General features: G+C 62.9%; 16 protein-coding genes. 8 read left to right on the top strand and 8 right to left on the bottom strand.

Annotated elements, in window-relative coordinates; genetic code table 11:
* Positions 1 to 145: 145 nt before the first annotated feature.
* The 3 genes from OG874_RS44225 to OG874_RS44215 all read left to right on the top strand — a co-directional run bounded on the left by OG874_RS44225 (position 146) and on the right by OG874_RS44215 (position 2,790).
* The gene (locus OG874_RS44225; protein ID WP_330252975.1) at positions 146 to 973 is read left to right on the top strand and encodes an ABC transporter permease; all 828 of its coding nucleotides are present in this window, start codon (positions 146 to 148) and stop codon (positions 971 to 973) included.
* Positions 966 to 1,799, top strand: a complete 834-nt coding sequence (locus OG874_RS44220) for an ABC transporter permease (RefSeq protein ID WP_330252974.1) — start codon at positions 966 to 968, stop codon at positions 1,797 to 1,799. The genes OG874_RS44225 and OG874_RS44220 overlap by 8 nt, the downstream gene beginning before the upstream one ends.
* A gap of 127 nt (positions 1,800 to 1,926) precedes the next feature.
* Positions 1,927 to 2,790: an ABC transporter ATP-binding protein gene (locus tag OG874_RS44215; RefSeq protein WP_442943484.1), complete on the top strand. Its 864-nt coding sequence runs from the start codon at positions 1,927 to 1,929 to the stop codon at positions 2,788 to 2,790.
* 37 nt (positions 2,791 to 2,827) lie between these two features.
* Here the strand turns inward: OG874_RS44215 and OG874_RS44210 are convergent, their stop codons facing one another.
* The 3 genes from OG874_RS44210 to OG874_RS44200 form a co-directional block, all read right to left on the bottom strand.
* The gene (locus OG874_RS44210; protein WP_330252972.1) at positions 2,828 to 3,499 is read right to left on the bottom strand and encodes a DUF4389 domain-containing protein; all 672 of its coding nucleotides are present in this window, start codon (positions 3,497 to 3,499) and stop codon (positions 2,828 to 2,830) included.
* A 209-nt stretch (positions 3,500 to 3,708) separates the two neighbouring features.
* A complete protein-coding gene (locus tag OG874_RS44205) occupies positions 3,709 to 3,915 on the bottom strand; it encodes a DUF397 domain-containing protein (protein WP_330252971.1) in 207 nt (68 codons plus the stop codon).
* Positions 3,905 to 4,858: a helix-turn-helix domain-containing protein gene (locus OG874_RS44200; RefSeq protein WP_330252970.1), complete on the bottom strand. Its 954-nt coding sequence runs from the start codon at positions 4,856 to 4,858 to the stop codon at positions 3,905 to 3,907. Before OG874_RS44200 ends, OG874_RS44205 begins: the two co-directional genes overlap by 11 nt.
* A 456-nt stretch (positions 4,859 to 5,314) precedes the next feature.
* Here OG874_RS44200 and OG874_RS44195 point away from each other — a divergent pair, with 456 nt between their 5' ends.
* The gene (locus tag OG874_RS44195) at positions 5,315 to 5,626 is read left to right on the top strand and encodes a hypothetical protein (RefSeq protein WP_330252969.1); all 312 of its coding nucleotides are present in this window, start codon (positions 5,315 to 5,317) and stop codon (positions 5,624 to 5,626) included.
* Between the two features lie 408 nt (positions 5,627 to 6,034).
* On the opposite strand, the gene OG874_RS44190 is transcribed toward OG874_RS44195, so the two are convergent.
* The 3 genes from OG874_RS44190 to OG874_RS44180 form a co-directional block, all read right to left on the bottom strand.
* The gene (locus OG874_RS44190) at positions 6,035 to 6,229 is read right to left on the bottom strand and encodes a hypothetical protein (RefSeq protein WP_330252968.1); all 195 of its coding nucleotides are present in this window, start codon (positions 6,227 to 6,229) and stop codon (positions 6,035 to 6,037) included.
* 242 nt (positions 6,230 to 6,471) lie between these two features.
* A complete protein-coding gene (locus OG874_RS44185) occupies positions 6,472 to 7,152 on the bottom strand; it encodes an HD domain-containing protein (protein ID WP_330252967.1) in 681 nt (226 codons plus the stop codon).
* Positions 7,153 to 7,235: 83 nt separating this feature from the next.
* Positions 7,236 to 7,637: a YybH family protein gene (locus tag OG874_RS44180; RefSeq protein ID WP_330252966.1), complete on the bottom strand. Its 402-nt coding sequence runs from the start codon at positions 7,635 to 7,637 to the stop codon at positions 7,236 to 7,238.
* A 94-nt stretch (positions 7,638 to 7,731) separates the two neighbouring features.
* Here OG874_RS44180 and OG874_RS44175 point away from each other — a divergent pair, with 94 nt between their 5' ends.
* The gene (locus OG874_RS44175) at positions 7,732 to 8,820 is read left to right on the top strand and encodes a GlxA family transcriptional regulator (protein WP_330252965.1); all 1,089 of its coding nucleotides are present in this window, start codon (positions 7,732 to 7,734) and stop codon (positions 8,818 to 8,820) included.
* 66 nt (positions 8,821 to 8,886) lie between these two features.
* Here OG874_RS44175 and OG874_RS44170 read toward each other — a convergent pair whose 3' ends face one another.
* Complete coding sequence (locus tag OG874_RS44170) at positions 8,887 to 9,309, bottom strand: winged helix-turn-helix transcriptional regulator (RefSeq protein WP_330252964.1); 423 nt, start codon at positions 9,307 to 9,309, stop codon at positions 8,887 to 8,889.
* Positions 9,310 to 9,480: 171 nt separating this feature from the next.
* Here OG874_RS44170 and OG874_RS44165 point away from each other — a divergent pair, with 171 nt between their 5' ends.
* Both OG874_RS44165 and OG874_RS44160 read left to right on the top strand, forming a co-directional pair.
* The gene (locus OG874_RS44165) at positions 9,481 to 10,095 is read left to right on the top strand and encodes a nuclear transport factor 2 family protein (RefSeq protein ID WP_330252963.1); all 615 of its coding nucleotides are present in this window, start codon (positions 9,481 to 9,483) and stop codon (positions 10,093 to 10,095) included.
* Between the two features lie 75 nt (positions 10,096 to 10,170).
* Entirely contained in the window at positions 10,171 to 11,025 is an 855-nt protein-coding gene (locus tag OG874_RS44160; protein ID WP_330252962.1) for an MBL fold metallo-hydrolase, read from the top strand.
* Positions 11,026 to 11,695: 670 nt separating this feature from the next.
* Here OG874_RS44160 and OG874_RS44155 read toward each other — a convergent pair.
* Positions 11,696 to 12,271 (bottom strand): CGNR zinc finger domain-containing protein, encoded by a 576-nt coding sequence (locus OG874_RS44155; RefSeq protein WP_330252961.1) that lies wholly within the window; start codon positions 12,269 to 12,271, stop codon positions 11,696 to 11,698.
* Positions 12,272 to 12,374: 103 nt separating this feature from the next.
* On the opposite strand from OG874_RS44155, the gene OG874_RS44150 reads away from it, so the two are divergent.
* Complete coding sequence (locus tag OG874_RS44150) at positions 12,375 to 13,547, top strand: epoxide hydrolase family protein (protein WP_330252960.1); 1,173 nt, start codon at positions 12,375 to 12,377, stop codon at positions 13,545 to 13,547.
* Positions 13,548 to 14,013: the final 466 nt, after the last annotated feature.

Here is a 14,013-nt window from a genome sequence, read left to right as displayed (position 1 = left end):
CAAACAAATCTGAAGTGACTGTGTTTCTAACATCGGCGTATCGGGTTTGTCGCACTTTTCCAAAAAACGCGCGCACACCTTCCGCGCGTCCGCTCGCGCGCCGTAGAGTTAGCCGTTTGTGCGCGGCATAGCGGAGGGGGACGGATTGCAGCTTGCCGCAGTGCATGCGCTCCGCACGGCGCGCGTGTACCTCTACCTGGCCCGCGCCGGTTTCCGACGCCAATCCCAGTACAAACTCGCGATGTTCGCCGGACTCTTCACAAACTGCGTGTTCGGTTTCGTGCGCGCCGCGGTCATGATCGCCGCCGTGCGCGGCTCCGGCGAGTTCGGTGGTTACGACGCGGGATCGATCGGCGCGTACGTCTGGCTGTCCCAGGGCCTGCTCGGCGCGACCCAATTCATGGGACCACCACTGGAATTGGTGGATCGGGTCAAGAACGGCGATGTCGCGATCGACTTCTTACGTCCGGTCGATGTCCAATTCAGTTATCTCGCTATCGATCTCGGCCGCGCCGCCTGCACGATCCTGCCGCGTGGCTTGCCAAGCGTACTGGTCGGCGTCTTCACTTTCGGGCTCGCCATGCCCGGCACACCCGGACCATATGTGCTCGGACTGACCAGTGTGGTGCTGGCCGTAGCGTTGTCATTTCTATGCCTGTTCGCCGTCGGATTGATCGGATTCTGGGTAGTAGAAACACGCGGCATCCGGGTGCTATACCAGATTTGCGGCACGTTTCTGGCCGGGCTGTTCGTGCCGGTCCACATGTTCCCGGCATGGCTGCGCACCGCCGCGCACGCCACCCCGTTTCCGTCGATTCTGCAATCGCCGATCGACATCCTGTCGGGCCGGGTCACCGGGATGGAATCCGTGATGGTCCTTGCCACACAGGTGTTCTGGGTTCTCGCGGTCGGTGCGATCGGCCGGGTGCTGGTGGCGGCCGGACGCCGCAGGCTGGAGGTACAGGGTGGCTGAGCCCCCGTATACGCCCGTACCGGTCGGTACTTGGTACACCCCGTACGCGGCAGTGTTGCGGTCCCGGATGCAGGCTCAGCGCGCCTACCGATTGTCTTTCGCCAGTGAAATATTCAGCGCCTTCCTGATCGGCATCGTCGAATTCGCCGAGGTGTGGGTCATCTACCACAATGTCCGAATGCTCGGCGGGCTCGACCTGAACGGCGCGTTGTTGCTGTTCGGCCTGAGCAACACCGGATTCGCACTGGCCCAGGTGCTTTTCGGGCACCTCGATTCGCTGCCTACACTGATCCGGCTCGGCGTGCTGGACGCCTACTACCTGCGACCCCAGCCACTGCTGCTGCAACTCATCACCAGCGATATCTCGCTGCGCCGGCTCGCCCGCGCCTCGGTCGCGATCATCGTGCTCGGACTCGGTTTGATGCGCAACGATATCGACTGGAGCCTCCCGACTTTGGGCCTGCTGATGACTACGCTGATGAGTGGCATCGCGCTATTCGGCGGCCTGTTCGTCTGCGCGGCAGGCGCGCAGTTCTATCTGATCGACGGTGCCGAACTGACGAACAGCTTCACCTATGGCGGCTCCTTCGCCGCCATGCAACCCGCTTCGGTATTTCCGACGTCGCTGAAGCTGGTGTTCGGCTTCGCCATACCGGTCGCGTTCACGGCGTATCTACCGACCATCGCACTTCTGCACGTGCCCGGCCCGCCGCTGCTGCCGTCCTGGCTGGCCTGGTTGGCACCGTTGGCAGCGCTCTGGGTGTGGCTGCTCGCCCTCGGCTTGTGGCGACTAGGAACTCGGCACTATCAGGGAGGCGGCGGATAGCGTGGCGGAAAGCGCGTTACCGGACTCGATCATCGATATCGAGAATCTGACAAGACAATTCATCCTGCATCGCAAGAACGGACACCGCGGGCGACGCACCCGCGAAACACTCACCGCGGTCGACCGAATGACCTTTCGCATCGAACGTGGCTCGGCGGTCGGCTACATCGGCGCGAACGGTGCGGGCAAGTCCACCACGATCAAGATGCTGACCGGCATCCTGGTCCCCTCCGCGGGCACCGTGCGCACCTGCGGTCTCGATCCGGTTCGCCAGCGGCGCGAACTCGCCGCCCGCATCGGAGTGGTCTTCGGGCAGCGCTCACAGCTGTGGTGGGATCTGCCACTGCGCGAATCGTTTTCGATCCTGGCCGCGATCCACCGGCTGGAATCCGATGTGGCACATAAACGCACCTACGAGTTGGTAGAACAGTTGGAGATGGCCGAGACGCTGGATACCCCGGTGCGCCAACTCTCGCTCGGGCAGCGCATGCGCGCCGAGGTCGCCGCGGCCCTGCTGCACTCCCCCGAACTGATCATCCTCGACGAGCCGACCATCGGCCTGGATGTGCTGTCGAAACAGCGACTACGCGAATTCCTACGCACCGAACGCACCGAACGCGGCACCACACTGCTGCTCACCACCCACGATATGGGCGATATCGAACGACTCTGCGATCGGGTACTCGTCGTGGACCGCGGCACTCTGGTGTACGACGGTTCACTGACCGGACTCGCGGTGCGCGTCGGCGCCCGGCGGGTACTGGTCGTCGATCTGGCCGAACCGACCCGCAATCTCGATGACGTGCCGCGCACCGAACTGCTGACCAGCGAGGGCGATGGGATGCGGCAGCGTTTGGCCTTCGACGCCGAAGCGACCACCGCCGCACAGGTTCTCGCCGCCGTCTCCGATCGCGCCGAGGTGCGCGACCTTTCCATAGAGGAGCCGGACATCGAGGATGTGGTCCGTCGGATCTATGAATCCGACTGGTGACCGACCCTGCCTGCCCGGCTCCCGATTCTGTTGATATTCAGTTGTTTTCGGGTTCGCGCGCGCCCTGATCGAGCCGGAACGGCGGGTATTCGTCTCGCATCAGCGAGGCGTACGCACCGACCCGGATCGCCCACCGGTGCAGGCCGAGCAGGAAGTCGAACAGACCCTTGGGGTAGACCGCCGTGAAAAGCAGGGCCACCACCGCGATCAGCACCAGGATGTTGCCCAGATTCAGCCCGCCCGAGTACTTCTCACCGAAGCCCGCACTGAAGGCCGCGCCGAGGATCAGGTAGTGCGGGATGGCCAGCAGCCACCACTTCACCAGCACCAGACCACGACTCAGCTGCTCCGGATAGTCGATCTCCAGATCCGCCGGATAGTCGGGATCCGCGGCCAGGCTGAACGGCGGGTACTTATCGGTGCCGAGCACCGAGTAGGCGTAGAAGCCGACCCGCCAACCCCAGCGCATGACACCGACGTTGAAGTCGAACAGCGCCCGCGGATACTGCCCGGTGAACAGGATCGCGAAGAAAGCGATCACCGAGACGATCACATACGCGATGTAGAGAAATATCAGAATAATGGCGTGCGGGATGGCCAGGATCCACTTGACCAGCCACATCCACCGCGACAACTCGGGATCGAGATCTCCTCGGACACGAACCGGATTGACCGCACTCACGGATTTGACAGTGTTCTCGGGCTCCATAATCGATGCTCCTTCCAGGTGCTTCGATGCCTCGAACAAGTGAGGAATGTCCCGATTGTCCCGTACTGAACATCCGCTCACACCACGTTCAGATACCGACATGCCAACGAAAAGGTGCGCAAACGCTGTGCCGCCCAAGGCGATTTCCTCGCGGACACGAAAAAGCGGCCCCCATGTGGGGGCCGCTTCGGTTCTGGGGGCGATAGGCCTTACGGGCGGTTGAACTCTCCATCGGCTACACCAGCCGTGAAGGCTTCCCACTCGCCAGGCGTGAACATCAGCGCGGGACCGGTCGGGTTCTTGGAGTCCCGCACGCCGACGTGGCCGTCATAAAGGAAGGCGACCTCCACACAGTCCTGGCTGCCCCCGCTAAAGCTGCTCTTGAACCACCGAGCCCCGGACAGGTCAACGCTCACGCTCATACTCCCTTGCTGCCCTGCGAAGCAGGTCCCTACTTGGCTGCGCACCCAACGCTACCCGACCTATGGTCTCGTGGGCCGCACGATATCGACTGACACTTCCCAGGCCCTCGAGGTACATGGCACCCGTGAAGTTCTCGACGTAGACCACCGATGGTTCATGCTTGCCTTTGGCGTCCGGGGCGAAGTCGACGATGGTGAACGGGCCGGTCAGGTCCCCCAACGGAACACCAGCAACGTAGGGCAAGACCCGCACGGTGATGTTGGGCTTTGTGCTGAGATCGGCCAGGTGGCGCAGCTGGTCGGCCATGATTCGCGGACTTCCGACCATTCGGCGCAGGACTGATTCATCCAGGATGACATCGACGGCAGCGGGCCGCCCCTTTCGCGTGATGAGTCTTTGGCGGTGCATCCTCATCTCCACCCTGCGAGTGATTTCAGAGGATGGCTCCTCAGGGAACACCGCACGGATCAGGGTCTCGGCGTAGCCGGGGGTTTGAAACAGTCCCGGGACGAGTTCCTGAAACGACGTGAGCTTGCTCGCCGCCGATTCCAGGCCGATGTACACATCGAAGTCCTTCGGGATCAGATCCCCGTATTCATGCCACCAACTCTCGGTATTGCCCTGCTGCGCGAGTCCCTTCAGCGCGTCGGTGGTCGTCTCGTCGGCACCCAGCACCCGGCACAGCGCCTCGATATCCCACAAGCGGATGCGATCAGCGGTACCCGCTTCGAGCCGCTGGAGAGTGGTCGCCCCGCGTTCGATCAGTTTGGCGACCTCGGCGATCGACATCCCGGTCTGTTGGCGAAGCTCCCGCAGATGTCGGCCGAGCTGCCGCCGGGGAACGGTCGAGCCGACTTCTGCGGTCGGCTTGGCGGGCTGCTTGGACCGCGCCTTGGATTTCCGTTCGCCTGTCGTCGCTGAGTCGTTTGTGGACAACACGAGCCTCCTGGCTGGATGACGGTGGATCGGTTCTCGGATGATCGTGCCGCAGTCGCCGGACCTCGCGCAGGGAATTCTGACGACTTGCAATGGATCATCCAATTTCGGGCGTCCTCGACGATCGCACAGTGTGTGCTCGATGTGCGCCCGGCAGGGAGAACGGCCAGCTTGCCCCTCAGGCAGTCCGCATCCACCCGAGGATATCCAGGGGTTGTCGGGGCCGGGCGCACCTAACAGTCGTCGAGGTCCGGGAGGTCGGCAGATGCCGAGCGGAGAGCTTCCACAGCGAGACCCGTTCGTCGGGCCACCAGCTATCTACAGCGGCGCTCCGGCTGATGTGGTCGAGCGATTCGCCGATGCCATCCAGGAATGGGCAGATCAGCCCGCAGAAACGTCCCGGTGCCGGGGTGGCGATTCCCCCGGCATCGGGCGTGCCAACGGAGGTGTCGCGTGATGCGGCGGGATGCGTTGCGGACCACGCAAACCCGAGACGGCCGCAAGGTCGCGGTTTGGCAGCTGGTCCGGAGTTCCGCCCGCATTCTGCGGGTGCAGTTCCCCTGCGAGTCGTTCACCGCCCATCGGCTGCCGTCACGCACGCCGCTTCCGGGTGCGCAGCCGGGAACGATTCTGTTCGACGCGTCCCCGGACCTTGCCGATGCCAGGGAACTGCTCCCCAGGGACTCCGATCTGTGGGACGCCGTCCAGCACGACTATTGGGGAGCTGTGCTCAGCCCAAAGAATCTGCCCAACCCGTTGGAAGCGTGAGGCGGATGTCCGAGATCCAGCCCCAGCGAGGCGACATCGCACCATCGGTGCAAGCACTACTCGCCGCCTTCCATGAAGACACTTGGTTCAAACTCGAACTCGCCCCAGTGGATAGCGTCATGCTTTCGAACGCGCGGACGGTTCCCTATCCGAAGTGGGCGAAGACGGCTGGCCGGCAGACTACGACGAACCCACTTGAGCCCACACCACCAGTTGTCTCCAGGTTGCGCGGGTCACCGAGACCGAGAGAACAGAGGACAACGTGGGTGCGACCCCGGTGATCGGCGGGGCTATGCCGGCACGGCTGACGGCGCTCCTGAGACAGTCCGGAGCGCCAGGGAAGATTTCGCGGTCGCTGTCACAAATACCAGTCCGCCCTGAGCTACGCACTGGCGGCCAACGTGATGTTCAGGCCATCTTCGGAGACTGAGCCAGCTGGCCGACCCGTTGCCGACTCACACCGATGAGCGACGCGACGTCGGATTCCGGAACATCCTCGCGCCGTAGGTCTTTCACGAGCGCGCGCTGCTCCTGCGCGAGCTGTTCCGACACTCGCTCGATGTCCGCCTTCAGTTCGGCGATGCGCGCCGCTCGCACTTGCACGTCGTGAGCATCGCCGAAATCATCCACAACAAGTTCTGATTCGACCTGAGACAGCGGAACATCGAGGTTGTCGAAATGAAGAAAGTGCCTTCTGACCTGGGATGATTGGAGTTACCACACCACAATCAAGGCCGGATCGGAAAGACACTTTCAGTGCGATTGTTCCACAGGTTCGCCGAGGACTCGGCGAGGTGCGATGACCGGACGGTGTCGCAATATCATCGCGACACCGTCACCAGCGGTCAGCGCGCTATCGGCTTATCGGCCCACCCTGACGCGTCCAGAATGTCGTGCCAGGTGACCCTGGCGGCGTGGTCCGGGTATTGCAGCTGATACACGTGCGCGGGGAAGCTCATCGGCGATGCCATCTTCGCGGGGTTCGCGTGCACCTGGTTGGCAATCGTCTCGGACAGGGCATACCCCAGGTTGTAGCGTGGATATGCCGCGTGCACCCGGTCCGCGAATTCCGGTGAGAGCTTGTCCCGGAACCGCCCGATGATGTCGACTCCGATCCCCATCTGGGTCACTGCTTCCGTGGGCCCAAAGCGGTGACACAGACCGTCGCTGGTGTGCAGTGCAATGGCATTCCACACCAGCTTCACACGATCTTGGTCCAGACCCAGGCTGGTAAGGAACTCAGCGGCGGCATCGGCGCCATCCACCTCGAAGCGCTGGTTGCCGTTGGCGTGCTCGGTCGCGCCCAGGTCGTGCAAGATGGACGCCAGGAACACGAGTTCGTCGTCGTAGTCGACACCGGCCCGCATACCCATCGCTGCCGCGACCTCACGCCCGAACAAGTAGCCGCGCATAGCGTGGTTGTAGATGAACTCCGGTGACACCGATCGGGCCAGTTCATCGGCGGCGACAGCCAACTCCGTCGTCGGCACGCTGAATTCCGATCGCGCGTTAGCGTCGGTGGTCATGATTTTCCTTTCCAAGGAGCAGCTGGCCGAACCCGTGTCGCCACCGTTTCGATAGGCGACAGTACCGCCGAGTTCCGCCAAGGTCAGTGATTGAAGAACGGGTGGTCGACTGCGTAGAGCCATCGACCGTCCTGCTGGCGGCGTGCAACCTCCGTGGTCGTCGTGACCAGCGGCTGCTCACCGAAACCGACCACCGTGGCGTCGCTCGACATCAGCGCGATGTCCTCGATCACTGCGATCCTGCGCAGATCGAGGGTGATCCGAGCACCGCCACTCACGTAGCCGACCAGCTGCTCGCGGATCGCGGCACTGCCACTGACCTCCGTCGCCGGGTTCGGCGCGAACAATGCCCCTGCTTCATAAAGCTCGACCAAGCCGTCGAGGTCACCGGCAGCCAGACGTTCGACGAAAAGCTCCGCGAGCCGTTGCGGCGTTTCAGCGAACTTGGCGGGGGCCGCACTGTTCGCGGTGGGTTGACCTGTCATGTGAAGACTCCATTCCGTTCGGCACCCCCGATTCTGGTGGGATCGAACGCACCCCGAAAGTGGCTAGAAAGACTAATACCGCTATGATCTGGCCATGAAGATCGTCGCAGTTCTCGCGCTCGACGAGGTGGTCGGCTTCGAACTCGCAGTCCCCGGCCAGGTGTTCGGCACCGCCAACCTCCTCACGGCAGTACCCACCTATGAAGTTCGTATCGTCGCGCCCGGACGTCGGGCGCGCACCGATTCCCTTTTCGGCGCACTCGATTTGCGCACCGACTGGGATCTGGCCACGCTCGCCGACGCACACACCATCGTCGTCCCCGGCCGTGCGCCCACACACGCCGATCCGCCGCCGAAGGTGCTGGACGCATTGCGCGCGGCGCACGCGCGCGGCGCACGCATCGCGTCGGTGTGTACCGGCGCCTTCATCTTGGCTGCCGCTGGGCTGCTCGACGGCCGCCGTGCCGCCACGCATTGGGAGCACGCCGACACATTGGCGAAGCGATACCCACAGGTCGATGTCGATCCGACGGTGCTCTACATCGAGGACGGCACGGTGTGCACGTCCGCGGGCGTGGCTGCCGGACTCGACCTATGCCTCCATCTGGTACGCCGCGATCTCGGCGCCGCAGTCGCCACTGATACCGCACGCCACACCGTCATGCCGCCCCAGCGCCAGGGCGGGCAGGCACAGTTCATCACCCACCCTGCCCCGCCCGACACCGACGTTATGCTCGGCGACACCTTGCAATGGATGAACGCCAACCTGCACCGCCCCCTGACCCTCGCCGACATCGCCGACCACGCTGCACTCAGCGTGCGAAGCCTCAACCGGCACTTCCGATCCCAGATCGGGACCACGCCGCTGCAATGGCTGCTCAATGCGCGAGTACGCTATGCCCGCGAGCTTCTCGAAACTACGGACACCACCGTCGAAATCGTTGCTCGCCATGCGGGATTCGCGAACGCCACCGCCATGCGCCCCCACTTCGTACGCCAGACCGGTGTGCCACCCCTGAGCTACCGAGCGAATTTCCGGGCCACACACCCACCCGGTCTGACGCCGATACAGGATGCCGACCCAGTCGTGCGGCCAATCATCGCGGACCCCACATGGACTCGGCGGGTGCGCGGGCGTGTACGGATCGACGTTCCGACAGTCCCTCTGGGACACTGGGCGTGATCGCCTTCGGAAATATCAGCGGATGGTGCGAGGTTCCGGGCCGGAGTGTACGAGACCCGGGGCGGCTCAGGTTCGTATCTCCGGCGGGTGTGTGCCTCCCGCCACGGTCAGGTCCTGGAAGCGGATCTCCTCGCCGCACGCGGCGCAGTCCGCTCGGGTATGCAGGAGGGCGCCACATCGGTGCTGGAACTCCGCTGTGGCGATGCCATCCCGGCAGTACGTGTCGCCCCACTCCTTGAGGGCGGCGAGCACGGGGAGCAGGGCCTGGCCCGCCTCCGTGAGGACGTATTCGTCGCGCGGCGGATGCTCGCTGTAACGCTGCCGTTCCACGACGCCGGCCGTCTCCAGCCGACGCAGCCGTGCGGACAGCAGCGTCCGGGAAAGCCCGACGGAGTCGGCAATCTCGGAGAAACGCCGATTGCCGTACAGCAGCTCGCGCACGATCGGCAGCGAATGGCGTTCCCCGACGACAGCTATCGCGTCAGTCACAGAACAGACACGAGGTGTCGGTACAAATTCAGTACTCACTGTGCTAGCCTAGCGTCAGCAGTCAGTACATTTTTTGTACTCACTTCGCCGGTCGAGCCGCCGCCCTCAACGGGGTCCGGTGCGGCCCTACTACAGTCAAACCCCGCTTTTGAACGACAAGAGGCGAACGTCATGAGCAACGAAGCCAACAAACAGGTCGTCCTCGCGGCCATCGACGACACCACTGGGTGCAAGAACCAGGTGCACCGCGTGCTGGCACAGGGAGACTTCGTCGTGACTCACGCCACCGCCACGTTCCCCGGCGGCCAGGCTGCAGCCTTCGATCTCTGGCAGATCGCGGACGGAAAGATCGCCGACCACTGGGGTGACCAGGAGTCGATCGTGGAAACGACCGCCAACGGTCACACCCAGGTCGACGGCGTCGCCGTCATCAACGCCGCGGCCGACACGGACGCCACGCGCAGGGTGGCGGAAGAGACGGTGCGCACGATTCTGGTCGACAACGACTTCTCCGACCTGGACCACTACTTGGCGGGCGAGTCCTACATCCAGCACAATCCCCGCTTTGCCGACGGCATCAGCGGACTGGCCGCAGCACTGGGTGAGTTGGCGAAGTCCGGACAGTCCCTCAGGTACTCCGACGTGCTGAACGTCGTTGCCGAGGGAAATTTCGCCTACGTCCGCTCGGTGGGCGTCTTCGCGGGTGCCGACTTCGTGTTCCACGACCTGTTCCGGGTTGCGGACGGGCGAGCCGTCGAGCACTGGGACGTCATGGTCCCGAGGTGAGAGGGGCGGCAGAGCTGTCCGTTCCCCTCGAGGTGCCACCAGGCAACCACCACACAGAAAAGGGGCGTAGTAGAGATGGTCTCCCAGGCCGATTTGGCGTACGAAGTCTTCATTTCCGATCCGATCCCCACAAGCGTCACGGATCCCATCCCCAACGGAGAGCTGTTCTCCTGGTCGCCAATGTCGACCACGCTGATCTATGGGGAGAACAACGCAGTACTGGTCGATCCCCCGCTGACGATCGAGCAGGCCCAGAAGGTGGGTGACTGGGTCGAACAGTCGGGCAAGCACCTTGAACACATCTACATCACGCATGGGCACGGTGATCATTGGTTCGGCTCCGGCCCTCTGGTCGAGCGCTTCCCTGGCGCCGTAGTGCTCGCTGGCGAGGACAGCATCCGTCTCATGCGGCAGGAGGGTTCTGCCGAATTCAGAAAGGAACGGTGGGACAACCTGTTCCCCGGCCAAATCCCGCCGACTCCCGTGCTCGCACGGCCCGTCCCACCACAAGGGTTCCTGCTGGAGGGCAACACTCTGCGCTCCGTCGAAGTCGGGCACAGCGATACCGACGGCACCACCGTACTTCACGTTCCCTCGATCGGGCTCGTCGTCGCTGGCGATGTCGTATACAACGGTGTGCACGCCTACCTCTCCGAATCTGCGGATGGCGGACGGGAAAAGTGGCTCCATGCGCTCGATGCGGTCGCACGCCTCACACCGCGCCACGTCGTCAGCGGGCACAAGAACAAGGCACTTCCGGACAGTCCGGCCACAATCGAGGAAACGCGGCAGTATATCCGTGACGCGGACCGGCTCCTGAAGGAGGCAACGAGCCAAATCGAATTCTTCGATGCCATGTGCTCCCTTCATTCCGAACGCCTCAACCGGGCGGTCGTGTGGCTCACGGCCACCACGCTCATGGACGCGTAGGTCATCGGCAGCTTTCAGTGTGCCGACAGTGTGCCAAGACATGCAGATCTCGGCCGTACGAGGCAGTACGAGCCGGACTGATCGGGCCTGTGAACTGGTGCGCGCTTCATAGCCAACGTCGGTGAGGTGTCGCACCTGCCTGCCCGCATGGATCTTGTCCGTACACGTCCGGAATGGTGATCTCCCACCACTTCCCGACGCGGCTTGTGTGGACCTTGTGTTTGATCGCCTTGCTCACTGTTCCTCCTTCTGGCAATCGCAAGACGCAACGGCCTTGTTGATGGTGCGGACAACGCCCCGGCGAAATCGTCCGGTGCCCGTCCGGCACGCTCACGTCATGTCTTGCCGCCGAGACTGGAAAACATGAGAGTTCGAGTCGAGTCGGTGCGGACCGCAGCGTTGGCGACCATGTCCGTAGTCCGCTGAACTATCCTCTGCCGCGCGGTGCGGCCGGGCCGCGCAGAAGCCAATGCGTCACGGTGACGTAATTCTGCCCGAATAGTACTGTCAGACAGCGCATTACGCATAAATCATGGATAATCCCCAATATCCATGATCTGTTCGGACCTGCTCCACCGCGCGCAGGGTTGGCGTGATGCCGTTGGGGTACACCCAACGCGACAGATGTGTCGCAGACATGGGGCCCACCTCGATGTATCGAAGGTAACGATCACTCCGCTGATCTGGGGTTTTTGCGCTGGTTGGCATTGAAGCGCGCCTTCTTCTGACGATTCCCGCACGTGTTCATGTCACACCATTTGCGGGTGCGACTTTGACTGGTGTCGAAAAAGGCGGCTTGGCAGGTTGGCGATGCACACAAGGCCAATTTTCCGTCTCGTTCGCCTGCGATGATGCTGATCGCGTCGGCGGCGATTACGCCTAGGGCATCTTCTACGCAGGAAGCCGAGCTAAGTCGCCATTGCCGATTGCCCTCGGGCGTCAGGATAGCCGCCGCCCGACCCTGAATGCTGCAGTCATTGATGACTTGGACAGCAGACGCAGGGAGAGCGTCTTGGATCGCGGCCGCTGTCGCGGCGGCGTGAATTGATTCCCTCAGTTCCCGAGCGAGTTCGAGCTGGGCAGTGGTGCACGACTCCACGGCAAGGCCGTTCACTGCCAGCCAGTCGACGAGTCGCTGCGGCGTGGGAATGCGCTCCACAGCGTCGCCATGACGCTCCGTCAGAGTCGCCGTGAAGCTGGTCGCTAGCACGTTACCGAGGCGAAAGTCAGGGAACTCGGCACGCATGGAACCACCTTAGCTGGTTGCACGCTGGCATGAAGACATGTTAGAACCGTCTTAGCCAGTTCGCGATAGGTCGTAGCCGGTTCCCCGATGGCCAGGAGGTCTCATGCCCCGTCCAACCAGCGACGTGCAAGCATTCGAAGCCCACGCAACAGACGCTGACCTCGACGATCTGCGCGCGCGACTGGCCGCGGCGCGGCTGCCGGAGGCTGAGACGGTCTATCGCGCCGCGCCCGACCCTCGCCGATGGGAACAGGGCGTTCCTCTCGCCGACCTCGTCGATGTCGTGAACTACTGGCGCACCGGGTACAACTGGCGGTCGTTCGAAGAGCGCCTTAACCGAATCGGCCAGTTCCGCACGACCATTGATGATCTGGGAATCCACTTCCTACACCGCCGATCCGCGCGCGCAGATGCCACTCCTCTGATCTTGACGCACGGCTGGCCAGGCAGCATTGCTGAGTTCATCGATGTAGTAGACGAGCTGGCAGATCCGAAAGATGCAGACGCGCCAGCGTTCCACGTCGTGGTTCCATCGCTACCAGGCTTTGGTTACAGCGACAAGCCGGCCACCACCGGGTGGGGAACCGAAAAGATCGCGGCCGCATGGGTGGAACTGATGGGAAGGCTCGGCTACAGCAAGTTCGCAGCCCACGGCGGCGACTGGGGAGGTAATATCACCACGGTTCTCGGCGGCAGGTTCCCGGCGCACGTTCTCGGCATCCGCACAACGTTCGCGGAGGCGCCGCCCGGGTTGACAACGGACGGGCTGACGGCGGTCGAGCGCAAGTGGACCGAGGAAACCCGCGATTTCTGGCGCCACCGCGCGGCGTACGCGAAGCAGCAAGCGACCCGACCGCAGACCATCGGCTACTCGCTCGTCGACTCACCGGTCGGGCTTCTTGCCTGGATCCTTGACAAGTTCGCTGAGTGGACAGATACCGAAGATAGCCCGTTCGAGACGATTTCCAGAGACAGCGTTCTTGACGACGTCACCCTGTACTGGCTGACGCGGACCGGCGCATCGTCGGCCCGCATTTACTACGAAAGCCACAACTCGCTCGACCCCGAACTTCGGGTCGACGTCCCGTCAGCAATCAGCATGTATCCCCGCGACATCGAGAAGTATCCGCGCCCCTGGGCACAGGAGCGGTACCGACAGATCGTCCGATGGAGTTCGCCCGAAACCGGCGGACATTTCCCGTCGCTGGAGGTTCCCGAGTATTTCGTCAAGGACCTGCAAGAAGGCCTCGCGGCAGTGCTGGCCGCTAATCGGTGAACGCGGCTGGGTGCCGGGACTCGAAATTAGTCCGAGGATCTGAGGATGCAGGACGGCGAAATTTTGTTGCATCTGGTGCAACATCAGCCCGAAGTGACGCAGGTCAGAAGTGACGAAATCTGTTGGGGGAGCAAATAATACGATCTTCGTCTGACATCAGGTGCCTTATCAGGGTCGAGCACCGCGGTCCGAAAGTTGTTCCTTGCGAGCCTTATCCGCCGAAGGACCCGGTGAACAGGGTGTTGAAAATGCCTGCGGCAGCAACGCTACCGGTGTTGAGCAGGCCGGACAGAGCGGCGCTACCAGTATCGATGATGACCGGAATCATGAAACAACCTCCACGTTGGATTCAATTCGCCGACAATCCTTCTGGGGTTGCCGATATCAGCCACCCTGCCGGTCCGCTCTGATAGATCACTGATCGTCAACTGATAGCAGACTGTGAAGAGCTGCCGTTCCAAACGGG

Source organism: Nocardia sp. NBC_00565 (assembly GCF_036345915.1).
Lineage (GTDB): Bacteria > Actinomycetota > Actinomycetes > Mycobacteriales > Mycobacteriaceae > Nocardia.
Note: the sequence above shows the minus strand (reverse complement) of the source record. Positions and strands in the feature narration are given on the sequence as shown.

Bases quoted from the DNA above. Each gene is read 5' to 3' on its own strand.
- OG874_RS44215 (WP_442943484.1), top strand. From the start codon at position 1,927: ATGACCTTTCGCATCGAACGTGGCTCGGCGGTCGGCTACATCGGCGCG.
- OG874_RS44210 (WP_330252972.1), bottom strand. From the start codon at position 3,499: ATGGAGCCCGAGAACACTGTCAAATCCGTGAGTGCGGTCAATCCGGTT.
- OG874_RS44195 (WP_330252969.1), top strand. From the start codon at position 5,315: ATGCGGCGGGATGCGTTGCGGACCACGCAAACCCGAGACGGCCGCAAG.
- OG874_RS44185 (WP_330252967.1), bottom strand. From the start codon at position 7,152: ATGACCACCGACGCTAACGCGCGATCGGAATTCAGCGTGCCGACGACG.
- OG874_RS44180 (WP_330252966.1), bottom strand. From the start codon at position 7,637: ATGACAGGTCAACCCACCGCGAACAGTGCGGCCCCCGCCAAGTTCGCT.
- OG874_RS44175 (WP_330252965.1), top strand. From the start codon at position 7,732: ATGAAGATCGTCGCAGTTCTCGCGCTCGACGAGGTGGTCGGCTTCGAA.
- OG874_RS44165 (WP_330252963.1), top strand. From the start codon at position 9,481: ATGAGCAACGAAGCCAACAAACAGGTCGTCCTCGCGGCCATCGACGAC.
- OG874_RS44160 (WP_330252962.1), top strand. From the start codon at position 10,171: ATGGTCTCCCAGGCCGATTTGGCGTACGAAGTCTTCATTTCCGATCCG.
- OG874_RS44155 (WP_330252961.1), bottom strand. From the start codon at position 12,271: ATGCGTGCCGAGTTCCCTGACTTTCGCCTCGGTAACGTGCTAGCGACC.
- OG874_RS44150 (WP_330252960.1), top strand. From the start codon at position 12,375: ATGCCCCGTCCAACCAGCGACGTGCAAGCATTCGAAGCCCACGCAACA.